General features: G+C 64.3%; 11 protein-coding genes. 6 read left to right on the plus strand and 5 right to left on the minus strand.

Going from position 1 to position 15,325, the window contains the following annotated elements:
• Positions 1 to 182: 182 nt before the first annotated feature.
• From glgB to AC3WS7_RS01280, 6 genes are all read left to right on the plus strand, one after another.
• Positions 183 to 2,372, plus strand: coding sequence for a 1,4-alpha-glucan branching protein GlgB (gene glgB / locus AC3WS7_RS01255; RefSeq protein ID WP_492655101.1), 2,190 nt, complete (start codon positions 183 to 185; stop codon positions 2,370 to 2,372).
• 14 nt (positions 2,373 to 2,386) lie between these two features.
• Positions 2,387 to 4,474: a glycogen debranching protein GlgX gene (gene glgX / locus AC3WS7_RS01260; protein ID WP_492655102.1), complete on the plus strand. Its 2,088-nt coding sequence runs from the start codon at positions 2,387 to 2,389 to the stop codon at positions 4,472 to 4,474.
• Between the two features lie 20 nt (positions 4,475 to 4,494).
• Positions 4,495 to 6,126 carry an alpha-D-glucose phosphate-specific phosphoglucomutase gene (locus AC3WS7_RS01265; RefSeq protein ID WP_492655103.1) on the plus strand — a complete coding sequence of 544 codons (1,632 nt, stop codon included), beginning with the start codon at positions 4,495 to 4,497 and terminating at the stop codon, positions 6,124 to 6,126.
• A 61-nt stretch (positions 6,127 to 6,187) separates the two neighbouring features.
• On the plus strand, positions 6,188 to 7,492 hold the full coding sequence (glgC, locus tag AC3WS7_RS01270; RefSeq protein WP_492655104.1) for a glucose-1-phosphate adenylyltransferase: 1,305 nt from the start codon (positions 6,188 to 6,190) through the stop codon (positions 7,490 to 7,492).
• A gap of 40 nt (positions 7,493 to 7,532) precedes the next feature.
• A complete protein-coding gene (glgA, locus tag AC3WS7_RS01275; protein WP_492655551.1) occupies positions 7,533 to 9,005 on the plus strand; it encodes a glycogen synthase GlgA in 1,473 nt (490 codons plus the stop codon).
• A 27-nt stretch (positions 9,006 to 9,032) separates the two neighbouring features.
• Positions 9,033 to 11,507, plus strand: coding sequence for a glycogen/starch/alpha-glucan phosphorylase (locus AC3WS7_RS01280; RefSeq protein ID WP_492655105.1), 2,475 nt, complete (start codon positions 9,033 to 9,035; stop codon positions 11,505 to 11,507).
• 65 nt (positions 11,508 to 11,572) lie between these two features.
• Here the strand turns inward: AC3WS7_RS01280 and AC3WS7_RS01285 are convergent, their stop codons facing one another.
• The 5 genes from AC3WS7_RS01285 to AC3WS7_RS01305 all read right to left on the minus strand — a co-directional run bounded on the left by AC3WS7_RS01285 (position 11,573) and on the right by AC3WS7_RS01305 (position 15,251).
• Positions 11,573 to 11,941, minus strand: a complete 369-nt coding sequence (locus tag AC3WS7_RS01285; protein ID WP_492655106.1) for a DUF1294 domain-containing protein — start codon at positions 11,939 to 11,941, stop codon at positions 11,573 to 11,575.
• Positions 11,938 to 12,651 (minus strand): YebC/PmpR family DNA-binding transcriptional regulator, encoded by a 714-nt coding sequence (locus AC3WS7_RS01290; RefSeq protein ID WP_296465720.1) that lies wholly within the window; start codon positions 12,649 to 12,651, stop codon positions 11,938 to 11,940. Before AC3WS7_RS01290 ends, AC3WS7_RS01285 begins: the two co-directional genes overlap by 4 nt.
• Positions 12,652 to 12,682: 31 nt before the next feature.
• Entirely contained in the window at positions 12,683 to 13,750 is a 1,068-nt protein-coding gene (locus tag AC3WS7_RS01295) for an acyltransferase family protein (RefSeq protein ID WP_492655107.1), read from the minus strand.
• Between the two features lie 52 nt (positions 13,751 to 13,802).
• Positions 13,803 to 14,720, minus strand: a complete 918-nt coding sequence (locus AC3WS7_RS01300; protein ID WP_296465724.1) for a CoA transferase — start codon at positions 14,718 to 14,720, stop codon at positions 13,803 to 13,805.
• A gap of 72 nt (positions 14,721 to 14,792) precedes the next feature.
• Positions 14,793 to 15,251 (minus strand): flavodoxin domain-containing protein, encoded by a 459-nt coding sequence (locus tag AC3WS7_RS01305; RefSeq protein ID WP_492655108.1) that lies wholly within the window; start codon positions 15,249 to 15,251, stop codon positions 14,793 to 14,795.
• Between the last annotated feature and the right edge of the window lie 74 nt (positions 15,252 to 15,325).

Consider the following 15,325-nt stretch of genomic DNA (forward strand, 5'->3'; position numbering starts at 1 on the left):
GCACGCCGCAATTGCACATACCTTCTTGTGATGAAGTCCTTATCCCCCGACAAAACGGGTTACAAATTGGCCTGCAAGGTTTGCCCAAGGGTTTTGATTAAATAAATTCCCTTGATAATGTACTAAGCTGTTCGTCAACAAGAGACACGCGCTGGCATCCCGGATGTTGGCGCACCCATACCATGACGCTTCAAGACCACGATCTATCCGCATTGATGCGGGCAGAGCACACCGATCCGTTTAGCGTGCTGGGCATGCATATCCGCCCCGACGGTTTGGCGGTGCACGTGCTACTGCCGGGGGCTGGGCAGGTCGAGCTGATCGACAAGGTCACGGGCCAGGTGCGCGCTACGCTGGTGCGCCTTGTGGGGACCGATGTGTTTGGTGCCGTGCTGGCGGAGTCCCAAGCGTTTTCCTACCGATTGCGCGTGCAGTGGGCCGACGGCCCCGAGCAAGTCATTGAAGACCCCTACAGCTTCCCCCTGGTGCTGCAAGACCTGGACCTGTGGCTGTTGGCCGAAGGCACGCACCAGCGTCCATTTGAATGCCTGGGGGCCCACCTGGTGTGCATCAACGGCGTGTCCGGTGTCAGCTTTGCGGTCTGGGCGCCCAACGCCCGCCGCGTCTCGGTGGTGGGGGCGTTTAACCAGTGGGATGGCCGGCGCCACCCCATGCGCTTTCGGCGGGAGTGTGGCGTGTGGGAAATCTTCATCCCCGACGTCGCCCAGGGCGATCTCTACAAGTTCGAGATTCTGGGCGCGCAAGGCCAGATTGCTGTCAAGGCCGATCCGTTTGCCTTTCATGCCCAGCTGCGGCCTGACACCGCCAGCGTGGTCTACCCGCTGCCGCCGCGTCTGCCCATGCGCGCCGACCGCGCCGCCGCCAACGCGTTTGACAAGCCCATCAGCATCTACGAAGTGCACCTGGGTTCCTGGCGCAAGGCCGATGGCTGGCGCTGGCTTAGCTACCGCGAGCTGGCCGACACCCTGGTGCCTTACGCCAAGGAGTTGGGCTTCACCCACCTGGAGTTATTGCCCGTCAGCGAGCACCCGTTTGACGGCTCTTGGGGTTACCAGCCGCTGGGTTTGTTTGCCCCCACCTCACGTTTTGGTTCGCCAGAAGACTTCAAGTTCTTTGTCGATGCTGCGCATGCCGCCGGCCTGGGGGTGATTCTGGATTGGGTGCCCGCACACTTTCCGAGCGACGCGCATGGCCTAGCCGAGTTCGACGGCACCCACCTGTACGAATACGCCGACCCCAAGGAAGGTTTTCACCAGGACTGGAACACGCTGATCTACAACTTTGGCCGTACCGAGGTGCGCAATTTTTTGGTCGGCAACGCGCTCTACTGGCTGGAGCGCTACGGCATCGACGGCCTGCGCGTGGACGCCGTGGCCTCCATGCTGTACCGCGACTACAGCCGCGAGGAAGGCCAGTGGATCCCCAACAAACATGGCGGCCGCGAGAACCTGGAGGCCATCGAATTCCTGCGCCGCATGAACCACACCGTCGGCACCGAGCGGCCTGGCGCGATCACGCTGGCCGAAGAGTCCACTGCGTTCCCCGGCGTGAGCCGCCCGCCCAGCCCGGACCTGCAAAGCGGTGGCCTGGGTTTTCACTACAAGTGGAATATGGGCTGGATGCACGACACGCTGAAATACGCATCACTGGACCCGGTGCACCGGCGCCACCACCACAACCAGCTCACCTTCGGGCTGATGTATGCCTTTACCGAAAACTTTGTGCTGCCGCTCTCGCACGACGAAGTGGTGCACGGCAAGGGCTCGCTCTTGGGCAAGATGCCGGGCGATGCGTGGCAGCGCTTTGCCAACCTGCGCGCGCTTTACGGTTTCATGTGGACCTACCCGGGCAAGAAGCTGCTGTTCATGGGCGGCGAACTGGCCCAGCCCACCGAATGGGCCGATGGCTCGGAGTTGTCCTGGTCGCTGGAACAGCAACCTGCCCACCAAGGCGTGCAGCGCCTGGTGCGTGACCTGAACCGCGTGTACAAGGCCTTCCCTGCGTTGCACCAGCAGGATGTGCAAAGTGGCGGGTTTGACTGGATTGCCCATGAAGATGCAGCCCAGTCAGTGGTGGCCTTTGTGCGCCATGGCAGGGGTGGTGAATGCGCCGTGGTGGTGTGCAACTTCACGCCTTTGCCACGTTATGGGTACCGCATTGGCATGCCAAGCGCCGGCACCTGGCGCGAGCTCATCAACACCGACAACGTGGTGTACGGTGGCAGCGGTGTGGGCAATGGCGAATTGAACACCGATGCGGTGGCCGCCCACCACCGCGCACAGTCCGTGGTACTGACATTGCCGCCATTGGCATGCCTTGTGCTCACCCACGTAACCCCCTCATCAATCTAGCGGATTCAGTCGGCATGACCTTGCAACCCGGCCAAACGCACACCTTGGGCGCGCAGCTGTGCGACCAGGGCGTGAACTTTTGCCTGGCCGCGCCGAATGCGCAGGCGGTCGAGCTGTGCCTGTTTGACGCCAGCGCCACGCAGGAAGTGCAGCGCCTGGTCATGCAGGGCCCGGTGGATGGCCTCTGGCATGGGTTTCTGCCAGGTGCCCAGGTCGGTCTGGTGTACGGCTGGCGCGTGCATGGTCCCTGGGACCCCGCGCAGGGTCACCGCTTCAATCCGGCCAAGCTGTTGCTGGACCCGGCAGCGCGCGAGGTGGTGGGGTGCTACGACGGTGACGATATCCATAACGGCCATGTACCCGGCAATCCCGGGCAGCGTGATACACGCGACAACCTTGCCACGGCCCTCAAGGCCCGCGTGGTACAGGACTTGCTGCCGCCAATGGCGCGGGTACGGGTGGACCCGGCTCAGCGGGTGCTCTACGAACTGCACCTCAAGGGTTTTACCGCCTTACACCCCGAAGTACCCGAAACCTTGCGCGGCACCTACGCGGGCCTGGCGCACCCGGCCGCCATCGCACATTTGCGCAAGCTGGGCATCACCACGGTGAGCCTGATGCCCGTGGCCCACCGGGCCGATGAGGTGCGCCTGTTGCGCATGGGCTTGTCCAACTACTGGGGCTACAGCCCGATTGCCTGGAACGCGCCCGAACACCGCTATTGGAGCGGCACCCCAGCCACCAGCCCGCGCAGCGAATTACGTGCACTGGTGGATGCGTTGCATGCAGCAGGGCTGGAAGTGATTTTGGATGTGGTCTACAACCACACGGGCGAAACCGACGAGTTGGGCCCCACGCTGAGCCTGCGCGGCATTGACAACGCCATGTACTACCACCTGGATGCCGCCAATCCCGCGCTGTATGCCAACTGGACGGGCTGCGGCAACTGCGTGAACCTGACCCACCCGCTGGTGCTGCGCACGGTGATGGACAGCCTGCGCGGTTGGGTGCGCGAGTTCGGTGTGGACGGCTTCCGCTTCGACTTGGCACCAGTGCTGGCGCGTGCAGGTGCCGAACAGCACAACCGCTTTGAGATCCAGGCGCCTTTCTTGCTCGCAGTGGCGCAAGACCCGGTGCTGCGCGATTGCACCATGGTGGCCGAGCCCTGGGACATTGGGCCGGGGGGTTACCAGTTGGGCAGTTTTCCGCCGGGATGGCTGGAGTGGAACGACCGCTTCCGTGACACCCAACGCAGTGCCTGGCTGCAGCACCATGCCACGCGTGCCGATCTGGCGCAGCGCCTGGCCGGTTCGGCCGAGTCTTTTGCGCCAGCCAGGCGCGCACCACACAGCAGTGTGAACCTCATCACGGCACACGATGGTTTCACGCTGACCGACCTGGTGAGCTACGCCCAGCGTCACAACGAGGCCAATGGCGAGAACAACCGCGATGGCCATGGCCACAATCTGAGCGTGAATAACGGCGTGGAGGGTGCGAGTGGTGATCCGGATGTGCTGGCACGGCGTCTTCGGCAAAAGCGGGTACTTCTGACCAGCCTGCTCTGGTCACTGGGCACGCCCATGCTCTTGGCGGGCGACGAGTTTGGGCAGAGCCAAGGCGGCAACAACAATGCCTATTGCCAGGACAACGCCACCACCTGGCTGCACTGGGAGCAGGCCGACACCACACTCACAGCCTTTGTGGCGCACGCGATTGCGCTGCGTGCCGAGTTGCCGCTCTTGCAAAGCGGTGCCTGGTGGCGCGGCATGGACGCCATGGGCAGCGCGCGTGGCCCCATCTCGCAGTGGTGGGGGCCGCAGGGCCAGACCTTGGCGCACACAGACTGGCATCACCCACAGGACAACGCCTTGATGCTGCAACTCAGCTCTGGTGCCCAGGCTGCGCAGCCTGCGCCGGGCTGTCTGTTGCTGCTCAACCCCAGGCCGCACACGCTGGAATTTGTGTTGCCTGCGCCACCGCCGGGTACCCAGTGGCTGCAACGTCTGGAGACCGATGGCGGCAACATCCATCCCCAAACTTTGACCATGCGCCTGTGGATGCCAGGCCAGAGCCTGCTGCTTGCCAGTATTGCTCCCCTTTAGTTTTTTTCAACGAGCCGACCATGCCCATCCTCACTCTGCCCACCACGCCGTTTGACGGCCAGCGCCCCGGTACCTCTGGCTTGCGCAAAAAAGTCACCGTATTCCAACAGCCGCGCTATTTGGAGAATTTTGTCCAAGCACTGTTCGATGTGCTGCCCGACGCGGCAGACCAGACCCTGGTGGTGGGGGGCGACGGCCGCTTTCACAACCGTGTGGCCATCCAGACCATTCTGCGCATGGCGGCGGCCAAGGGTTATGCCCGCGTGCTGGTGGGGCAGGGCGGCATCCTGTCCACGCCTGCGGTCAGCGCGGTGATCCGCAAGCACGGCGCCAGCGGTGGCATTGTGCTGTCGGCCAGCCATAACCCCGGTGGGCCCGATGGAGACTTTGGCATCAAGTACAACGTGGCCAATGGTGGCCCTGCGCCGGAGAAGGTGACCGACGCGGTCTACGCACGCACCCTGCAGCTCAGCCAACTGCACACCACCGACACGCCCGATGTGGCACTGGACGCGCTGGGCAGCAGCCGGCTCGAAGGCACCGAGATTGTGGTGATTGCCCCCGTGACTGACTACGCCGAAGTGATGCGTGGCCTGTTTGACTTTGCGGCCATTCGCACCCTGTTTGCTGGCGGTTTCCGCTTGCGCTACGACGCCATGTGCGCCGTGGGTGGGCCCTACGCCAAGGCCCTGCTCGAAGGCGAGCTGGGGGCGCCCGCGGGCACCGTGGTGAATGCCGAGCCGCTGGAAGACTTTGGGGGTCTGCACCCTGACCCCAACCCCGTGAACGCCGAAGACCTGATCGCCCACCTGTTTGCCGACGATGCGCCCGACATGGGCGCGGCGAGTGACGGCGATGCAGACCGCAACATGGTGGTGGGCCGCAAGTTTGTGGTGTCGCCGTCCGACAGCTTGGCCGTGTTGGCGGCGCATGCCACACGGGTGCCGGGCTACAAAGCTGGCCTGGCCGGTGTGGCGCGCTCCATGCCCACCAGCACCGCGGTGGACCGCGTCGCCAAGGTGCTGGGCATTCCGTGTTTCGAGACGCCCACGGGCTGGAAGTTTTTTGGCAACCTGATGGACGCTGGCAAAGTCACCCTGTGTGGTGAAGAAAGCTACGGCACGGGTTCCAGCCATGTGCGCGAGAAGGACGGCCTGTGGGCCGTGCTGTTCTGGCTCAACCTGGTGGCCACCACGGGCCAGACGGTGGAACAACTGGTGCGCGCGCTGTGGAAGGCGCATGGGCGCTGTGTCTACTCGCGCCATGACTACGAGGCCATTCCCACCGATAAAGCCGATGCTCTGATGCGCGAGTTGCGTGCGTCCCTGCCCACGCTGGGCGGCACCACGGTGGCGGGTTTGCCCATTGCGTTGGCCGACGACTTTGCCTACACCGACCCCGTGGATGGCAGCGTGAGCCAGAAGCAGGGTGTGCGTGTGGTGCTGACTGACGGTTCGCGCGTGGTGTTCCGCCTCTCCGGCACGGGTACCGAAGGGGCCACCCTGCGCGTCTACCTGGAGCGCCATGAACCCGACCCTGCCCGTCAGGACCTGCCCGCGCAAGAGGCCTTGCAGCCGATGGTAGCGCTGGCCGAGGCCGTGGCCAAGGTGCGCGCCTTTACCGGCATGGACCAGCCCACGGTGATGACCTGACAGCATCCATTTCGAGATTTTTTTGCAGAACGACACCACTAAAAATGAACAGGAGACAAGCATGAGCACGACAGAGACCCCACGCAGCCTTGTGCAGCAAGAACGCCATATGCAGCCCCACATGCTGGTACGCCGCACCATCGCGCTGGTGCTGGCCGGAGGCCGCGGTTCACGCCTCAAGCAGCTGACCGACCGCCGTGCCAAACCCGCGGTGTACTTTGGCGGCAAGTTCCGCATCGTCGACTTTGCGCTGTCCAACTGCGTGAACTCGGGCATTCGCCGCATTGGCGTGATCACGCAGTACAAATCGCACTCGCTGCTGCGCCACCTGCAGCGCGGCTGGAGCTTCTTGCGCGCCGAGCTGAACGAGATGGTGGACCTGCTGCCTGCGCAGCAGCGCGTGGACGAAGAGCACTGGTACCGCGGCACGGCCGATGCGATCTACCAAAACCTGGACATCATCCAGAGCAGCAAGCCCGAGTACGTGGTGGTGCTGGCTGGCGACCACGTCTACAAAATGGACTACTCGCTGATGCTCAAGGACCACGTGGACAGCGGCGCCGGTTGCACGGTGGGCTGCATTGAAGTGCCACGCGCCGAAGCCAGTGCCTTTGGTGTCATGGCGGTGGATGGCACGCGCAAGATCACCGAATTTGTGGAAAAGCCGGCCGACCCACCGCCCATGCCTGGCAATGACGCTGTGTCATTGGCCAGCATGGGTATTTACATCTTCGATTCCAAGTACCTGTACGACTTGCTCGAAGACGACATTGCCAACCCAGAGTCCAGCCATGACTTTGGCAAGGACGTGATTCCGCGCGTGGTGCGCGAGGGCCGGGCGATTGCCCACCCCTTCTCCATGTCCTGCGTATCGTCCACGCCCGACGCCGTGCCCTACTGGCGCGATGTGGGAACCATCGACGCATTCTGGGAGGCTAATCTGGACTTGGCGTCCGTGACCCCCGAGCTGGATATTTACGACACCAACTGGCCCATCTGGACCAGCCAGCGCCAGCTGCCACCGGCCAAGTTTGTGCAGGACGCCGAGGGCAAGCACGGCCAGGCCATCAACACCATGGTGTCGGGCGGCTGCATTGTGTCGGGTTCCATCGTCAGCAACTCGGTGCTGTTCAGCAGCGTGCGGGTGCACTCCTTCTGCGTGATCGACCAGGCCGTGTTGCTACCCGAGGTGACGATTGGCCGCGGCTGCCGCCTGAGCCGTGTGGTGGTGGACCGTGGTTGCACGGTGCCCGAAGGCCTGGTGATTGGCGAAGACCCGATGGCCGACGCTGCGCGTTTTGAGCGCACCGACAATGGTGTGGTGCTGGTCACCAAAGACATGCTGAACCGCCTCCCAGCACCGTAATCCCTCACTACCGTATTCAAGCCAAAAAATGCCTTCTTCCATGCGCATCCTGCAAGTCAGTGCCGAGATTTTTCCGCTGCTCAAAACCGGGGGGTTGGCCGACATTGCCGGTGCGCTGCCGGCCGCCCTGCAGGAGGCGGGCTGCGATGTGCGTGTGATGCTGCCGGGCTTTCCAGCCATCTGCGCGGGTCTGGAAGGGGGCGCGTCTGTGGGCAGCTTTGCCATGCCCTGGGGCGAGCGGGTGGAGGTGGTCTACGGCACCTTGCCCGCGCTGGCCCGCGAGGGGCACACGCAAGGTGCCTATGTGTTGATAGCGCCTGGCCTGTACGACCGGCCCGGCAATCCCTACGAAGATGCGAACAAGCAGGCCTATGGCGACAACCACCGGCGCTTTGCGGCACTGGGTCTGGCAGCTGCCCATGTGGCACATGGCCTGGATGGGCAGTGGCGCCCCCAGTTGGTGCACAGCCATGACTGGCATGCCGCGCTGGCCCCCGCCAGCTTGGCGCTGTGGAATGAAGGGCAGGGCCCGCGTGTGCCCTCGGTTTACACCGTGCACAACCTGGCCTACCAGGGCGTGTTCGGCCCCGAACACTTTGGTGACCTGGGCCTGCCGGGGCGTGCCTTCCACGTGCATGGCATGGAGTTCCATGGCCAGCTTTCGTTCATGAAAGCCGGGCTGTTCTACGCCAACCACATCACCACCGTGAGCCCCACCTATGCCCAAGAGATTCAGAGGCCAGAGCAGGGCTGTGGGCTGGACGGCCTGCTGCGCGCGCGTCACCAGCACCTCAGCGGCATCCTGAACGCTGTGGACGACAGCGTGTGGAACCCGTCCACCGATGCGCTGATTGCCCATGCCTATGACGCCCGCCACATGGCCGGCAAGGCGCAGAACAAGGCGGCGCTACAGGCCGAGATGGGCTTGGCGCTGGAGCCCGATGCGCCGCTGTTTGCCGTGGTGAGCCGCCTGACCGAGCAAAAAGGCCTGCCCCTGGTGCTGGCCGCGGTGGACGAGATCGTGTCGCGCGGTGGCCAGCTGCTGGTGCTGGGCAGTGGCGAGACCGGGCTGGAACAGGCTTTTGTGGCCCAGGCCAAAGCCCATGCGGGCCGCGTGGCGGTCAAGTTGGGCTACGACGAGGCCTTTGCCCACCGCATTTTTGCGGGCAGTGATGTGACGCTGGTGCCCTCGCGCTTCGAGCCCTGTGGCCTGACCCAGATGTACGGCCTGAAGTACGGCAGCCTGCCGCTGGTGCGCCGCGTTGGCGGTCTGGCAGACACCGTGGTCGACAGTGACTTGGAAACCCTGGACGACCGCACCGCCACCGGTTTCGTCTTCGACGACATGGACGAAACCCAATACCGCCGTGCGGTGCGCCGCGCCTTTGCGCTGTACCACCGCAAGGCCGAATGGAACCGCGTGCGCCAGACGGGCATGAAGCTTGCCTTCGACTGGGCCAGTGCTGCCCAGCACTATGTCGCGCTGTACCAAAACCTGATTGCCCAGGCCTGATGGCCCTTATCGCCACACGCCCACACCATGACCCCAACGACAGCCACTGCCACCGCTTCCAATTTTGAATTTGACGCCCCCGGGCGCGACCTGGAATCGCTCAAACGGTCCATTGCCAACAAGCTGATGTTTGTGGTCGGCAAAGACCCTGAAGCCGCCCGCCCCGAAGACTGGCTGCATGCGGCAGCCTACGCCGTGCGTGACCAACTGGTGGAGCGCTGGATGACCACCACCCGCGCCCAATACGCCCAGGACGCCAAGCGTGTGTACTACCTCAGCATGGAGTTTTTGATCGGTCGCACTTTCAGCAACGCCATGCTGGCCGTGGGCCTGCGCGAGCGCGTGAAGCAGGCCCTGGCCGAGTTTGGCGTGGACATCGATTCCGTGACCGAGCTGGAGCCCGACGCCGCCCTGGGCAACGGGGGCCTGGGCCGCTTGGCCGCCTGTTTTCTCGATTCCATGGCCACGCTGAACATTCCCGGCTTCGGCTACGGCATCCGTTACGACTACGGCATGTTCAAGCAAACCATTGTGGACGGCCGGCAGGTGGAGGTGCCCGACTACTGGCTGACGCACGGCAACCCCTGGGAGTTTCCGCGTCCCGAGGTGACCTACCGGGTGCAGTTCGGCGGCCATGTGGTGAAGGAGGGCGACGCCTACCAATGGGTGGACAGCCACGACGTGCAGGCCATGGCCTATGACACCATCATCCCCGGCTACGCCACCAAGGCCACCAACACCTTGCGCCTGTGGTCGGCCAAGGCCACGCAGGAGATTGACCTGGGCGCCTTCAACCGCGGCAATTACTTTGCGGCGGTGGAGACCAAAAACCATTCCGAAAACGTGTCGCGCGTGCTGTACCCGGACGACTCCACGCCTTCGGGCCGTGAGCTGCGCCTGCACCAGGAGTACTTTTTCTGCAGCGCCAGCGTGCAAGACTTGCTGCGCCGCTACCTGCGCACCCACGACAACTTTGAGAACCTGCCCAACAAGGTCAGCATCCACCTCAACGACACGCACCCGGTGCTGGCTATTCCTGAGCTGATGCGCCTGTTGCTGGACGAGCACCACCTGCCGTGGGCCGACGCCTGGCGCCTGTGCCAAGGCGTGTTCAGCTACACCAACCACACCCTCATGCACGAGGCGCTGGAGACCTGGCCGGTGGAGATGATGGGCCGCATCCTGCCGCGCCACCTGCAAATCATTTACGACATCAACGCCCAGTTTTTGGCGCAAATTTCGCAGCGCGGCGGCAGTGCCGAACTGCTGCGCAAGGTCAGCCTGGTGGACGAGGGGGGCGAGCGCCGCGTGCGTATGGCCTACCTGGCGGTGGTGACCAGCCACTCGGTGAACGGCGTGTCGGCCTTGCACTCCGAGCTCATGAAGGAAAGCATTTTTCTGGACTTTGCCAAGCTCTGGCCCGAGCGCTTCAACAACAAGACCAATGGCATCACCCCGCGCCGCTGGCTGGCGCAGGCCAACCCAGCCTTGTCTGCCGTGCTGGACAAGCAGGTAGGCACCGGCTGGCGCCGTGACCTCACCCAGCTCGGCGGCCTGAACGCGGTGCTGACCCAGCCCAAGGTGATCGAGGCTTTTCAAGGTGCCAAGCTCGCCAACAAGGAGCGACTGGCCGCCTGGGTTCAGGCCAATATGGGCCTCACCATTCCCACCGATGCGCTGTACGACGTGCAAGTCAAACGCATTCACGAATACAAGCGCCAGCTGCTCAATGTGCTGCACGTGGTTACGCGCTACCTGCGCATCGTCAACAACCCCGGCAGCGTCACGGTGCCCCGCGTGGTGGTGTTTGCGGGCAAGGCCGCATCGGCCTACCACATGGCCAAGCAGATCATCCACCTGATCAACAACGTGGCCAGCGTAGTCAACAATGACCCGCGCGTGGGCCATCTGCTCAAGGTGGTGTTCATCCCCAACTACAGCGTGAGTCTGGCCGAGCGCATCATCCCCGCGGCCGATTTGTCCGAGCAAATCTCCACCGCGGGCACCGAGGCTTCGGGCACCGGCAACATGAAGTTCGCGCTGAATGGCGCGCTCACCATCGGCACGCTGGACGGTGCCAACGTCGAGATTCTGGAAAACGTGGGTGCCGACAACATCTTCATCTTCGGCATGACCACGCCGCAGGTGGCCGCCACCCGCGCCGCCGGCTACCAGCCGCGTGCCATTGCCGAGGGCAATGCCGAGCTGACCGCGGTGCTGGAGTCCATCCGTGACGGCGTCTTCAGCCCCGACGAGCCCGGCCGCTTCCAGGCCATTTACGACCTGCTGGTGAACTGGGGCGACCACTACCTCTTGCTGGCCGACTACGCTGCCTACATTGCCGCGCAAGAGCAGGTGGACGCGGCCTACCAAAACCGCGAAGCCTGGGCCATCAAGGCCCTGCGCAACGTGGCCGCCATGGGCCCGTTCTCGGCCGACCGCACGATTGGTGAGTACGCCGACAAGATCTGGAAGAGCACGCCGCTGGAGCTGACCAGCTAGGCTGACGGAAGAGGCTGGTTTCTAATGAAATTGGCCTCAAGCCCGCGTGGATATTGCGCAAGCAGCTATAAATTCAGTAGCGGTTTGAGCCGCTCCCAGAACAAGTAGCCGCACAGGGCACCCAGGTGCACCCACACCGTCACCCAATACGTCGTCTGAAAACTGGGCTTGATGGTTTTGTGCCGCAGCACCTGCTGTGCCAAACGCGCAGCGGGCCAGCCACCCGCAAGTGCCAGCAAGTGCAAGGTGTTTTCCTGGATGCGCCATTGCCCGGCGCGGGCGGCGCGCTTGTCCAGCCAGTAGGCGATAAAGGTTGCGGCGTTCAGAGCAGCAGCAAGCCCCAAAACCAAGGGCGGCAGGCGGTGTTGGAAGATGTCCCAACCCAGCCATGCCACCCAGATTGCCGCCAGGGTGGCGGCGAGTGGCTGCTTCAACCCGCCAGCGCCACGTACACGTTCTGCACGTCGTCGTTGCCGTCGATGGCGGCCAGGAAGGCTTCAACTTCTTCCAGCGCTTCGGCGCTCAGGCTGCTGGGGTCCACGGGGTTCTTGGCCTTGTAGCCCAGCTTGGCGGACAGCACGTTGAAGCCGAAGTTGGGCAGGGCGCGGCTGACCAGGTCCAGGTCGGTGGGGTCGGTGTAGAAGACGGTGTTGCCTTCTTCGTCGCCGGGTTCAAAGTCCTGCGCACCGGCTTCAATGGCGGCCATTTCGGGGTCGGCATCGGGCGCGGTGGGCGCGGCTTCGATCATGCCGAGGTGGTTGAAGTCCCAGGCCACCGAACCACTGGTGCCCAGCTGGCCCTTGCGGAACAACACGCGCATTTCAGGTGCGGTGCGCTTCACGTTGTCGGTCAGGCATTCCACCATCACGGCCACCTGGTGCGGGGCAAAACCTTCGTAGATGACGTGTTCGTAGTTCACCACTTCACCGGTCAGGCCAGCGCCTTTTTTGATGGCGCGGTCCAGCGTGTCCTTGGGCATGGAGACCTTGCGGGCCTGTTCCACCACCAGGCGCAGCTTGGCGTTGGCGGCCGGGTCGGCACCGCCGCGTGCGGCCACGGTAATTTCTTTCACCAGTTTGGTAAACAGCCGGCCCTTGGCATCGGCCACCAGGGCTTTGCCCTTTGCTTTCCATTGCGCGCCCATAGCGAGTCTTTCTGAGTTGTTCGGGGGGATTTTACTTGGCGGCTTGTGCCGGCAACGCCGCGCTGCCATTGCGCCACTGGGCAATACGCAGCTCTACCTGGGTGTGAAAGGCGTAGCTGGCCAAGAGGCTCAGCGCCCAGGCCGAAGCGGTGAAGGGCAGGGCCCAGTCGGCGTCGGCAATGTCCAGCACTGCCCACAGTGCATTGGCCAGCAGCAGCACCGAGAAATGCACCAGAAACAGCGCATACGAGCTGTTGCTCAGGCGGCGCACCCAGGCGTCCACACGGCGCGGCAGGTGCAGCGGCGTGCTGCCAAAGCTGGCCAGCACGGTGGACACGCCCATGGCCAGCGCAATACGTTCGCGAAATTCCAGCGCCAGCGCGCCCAGTCCGACGGATACGGTGCCCAGGTACAACGCCAGCGCATAACCGCTATGGCGCGCGCGCAGGCCAGCCCACCAGGCCAGCGCGCCCAAGCCGTAGGCGCCAAAGAAGTACAGGGCCCAGACGTCGTAGTCCGCATCCAGGTTGAACCAGGTGAGCGAGGCCACGGCCATGGCCGCCACCAGTGCACCGGCCACCCAGCGGTTGCCGCGGGACAGCCACAAGAGCAGCGCCATCAGGGCGTAAAGCTGGAAGTCGATGGCCACGTACCAGACTCCGGCCGACAGCGAATCCACCCCCAGCACGCTGTGCAACAGGCTGGCGTGGGCCAGCCACTGGCCAAGCTGGGGCGAGGCGGGCACTAGGTCACCATCCAGGTGCGGGCGGGCCAGGGCCGAGCACAACATGGTGATCAGCAAGGCAGCGGCAAAGGGCAGCACCAGCCGTTCGTAGCGCTGCCACAGTGTGCGCAGCAAGCCTTGCCGGTTCCAGTCCGTCTGGCCCAGGCTGCGCGCGGCCAGGTAGCCGGCCATCACCAGAAACACCTGCACCGCCATGCGGGCGTAGTCGTAAAACCAGGCCGCCAATTCGGGGGCGGCCTGGGCGGTGGCGTCAGACAGGGGGCCGTAGAGTGCGAAGTGGTGCAGGACGATGCACTGGGCAGCAACAATCTTGAGCAGGTCGATCAGGCGGTAGGCAGGGCGTTGCGGCAGCATCAATTCAATAGCAAAGGGCGCGCGCCTGCGCTGTGGCAGGCGCCGTGGCGGGCTAGGCCAGGGTGTACAGGGGGATGTCCTTGGCCGTGGCCAGGGCGTCCAGTTGTTGGCGGGTTTTTCCAGCCAGATAGGCAGCAATGGCCGTGTGCGTCTCGGGGGCGAACATGGCCAAGATATGCGATTGTCGCAGACCCACCTCGGCCGCCAGCGCGGCCGCAAAGTGCGGCTCCAGCGCAGCCAGGGCCACACGGCCGTCTTGGCAGGGGTAGACGCGGTAACCCGCATGGCCGCCACCCACGGCAGCGCCGGGTGCCGTCAGGCCCCAGGTGCGCGGCAGGGCCAGGTAGCCGGCGGCCACCGACAAGGCCACTTCCTGGTACACGCCCTTGCCCTTTTGCAACTGCAGCAGGCGGGCCTGCAGCACGGCCTCAGAGGTCATCAGCGAGCCGGCCATGTCGGCATACAGCGTGGGCGGCAGGTCCAGGCCGGTCACCAGCGCGTTCTCGGCCAGGTAGGTCAGGTCGTGGCCGGGCTCTTCGGCACGGGCGCCGGGTGCCCCCACGATGGCCACCACGCTGAGCTGGGGGTAGCGCTTGTGCAGCGCCTTCCATTCGAGCCCGAGCTTTTTGAGCGCGGAGGGGCGAAAGGAGGTCAGCAGGATGTCGGTGCTGGCCAGGGCCTTGTGCAGAACCTTTTGCCCGGCTTCGGTCTTGAGGTCGGCGCTGCTGATCTTCATGCCCGCGTGCATCACCTCGTAGGCCGCGCGGTTGTACAGGCCCATGGGGTCGCCGCTGCTGCCCTTGGGCGCGCTGGGGTGGGGGGGCGGCTCCAGCTTCACGCAGGTGGCGCCCATGTCGCGGCAGCGCATCAAAGCGGCCGGCCCCGGCAGGTTCAGCGCCAGGCTGAGGATGCGCACGCCTTTGAGCGGACGCAGCGGTTTGGCGACAAGGGCAGGGGGCGTGGTGCTCATGGGTTTGCTATCAAAATAGAAGCTGCTTGCGCAGGGGCTACGGGGGCTAGAGGCTATTTTGATGCCAAACGGCTAGGCCGCTGTCGCCAGTTGGACTGCCCAGGCCTGGAGCCAGGCCACGGCGTCTTCTTCGGGCTGGCTGGTTTCCATGGCGTCCAGCACGCAGATCTCGCCCACGCGCTGGGCGCCCAGGTCGCGCAGGCGTTCGTCAAACTGTTTGCCACCGCCCATGAAGCTGTCGCCATAGCTGCTGTCGCCCAGCGCCACCAGGCCAAAGCGCACATGGCCCAGGTACTTGGCTTGCGCGTCCAGCGAGTGGAACAGGGCCTGCGCGTTGTCCGGCACATCGCCACTACCAGTGGTGCTGGTGCAAATGATGAAGGCGCCGGGCTGGTCGAACACGGTGATGTCCAGGCCGTCCATCGGCAGCACGTCTATGGTGGCCTGGATGTCGTCGGCGCTGAACTGCAGGGCTTGGGCGACACTGCTGGCATTGCCGTGCATGGTGCCCACGAGGATGGTGGTCTGCATACGTAGAGGGGGAAATGGGAATTGGCGCCGATGGTAGCGGCAATAATGGCGGCCTACCCGGCAACGGGATTCCC

Source organism: Rhodoferax sp. EU05-FHT12H12, assembly GCF_058791215.1.

Bases quoted from the DNA above. Each gene is read 5' to 3' on its own strand.
- glgB (WP_492655101.1), top strand. From the start codon at position 183: ATGACGCTTCAAGACCACGATCTATCCGCATTGATGCGGGCAGAGCAC.
- glgX (WP_492655102.1), top strand. From the start codon at position 2,387: ATGACCTTGCAACCCGGCCAAACGCACACCTTGGGCGCGCAGCTGTGC.
- AC3WS7_RS01265 (WP_492655103.1), top strand. From the start codon at position 4,495: ATGCCCATCCTCACTCTGCCCACCACGCCGTTTGACGGCCAGCGCCCC.
- glgC (WP_492655104.1), top strand. From the start codon at position 6,188: ATGAGCACGACAGAGACCCCACGCAGCCTTGTGCAGCAAGAACGCCAT.
- glgA (WP_492655551.1), top strand. From the start codon at position 7,533: ATGCGCATCCTGCAAGTCAGTGCCGAGATTTTTCCGCTGCTCAAAACC.
- AC3WS7_RS01280 (WP_492655105.1), top strand. From the start codon at position 9,033: ATGACCCCAACGACAGCCACTGCCACCGCTTCCAATTTTGAATTTGAC.
- AC3WS7_RS01290 (WP_296465720.1), bottom strand. From the start codon at position 12,651: ATGGGCGCGCAATGGAAAGCAAAGGGCAAAGCCCTGGTGGCCGATGCC.
- AC3WS7_RS01295 (WP_492655107.1), bottom strand. From the start codon at position 13,750: ATGCTGCCGCAACGCCCTGCCTACCGCCTGATCGACCTGCTCAAGATT.
- AC3WS7_RS01300 (WP_296465724.1), bottom strand. From the start codon at position 14,720: ATGAGCACCACGCCCCCTGCCCTTGTCGCCAAACCGCTGCGTCCGCTC.
- AC3WS7_RS01305 (WP_492655108.1), bottom strand. From the start codon at position 15,251: ATGCAGACCACCATCCTCGTGGGCACCATGCACGGCAATGCCAGCAGT.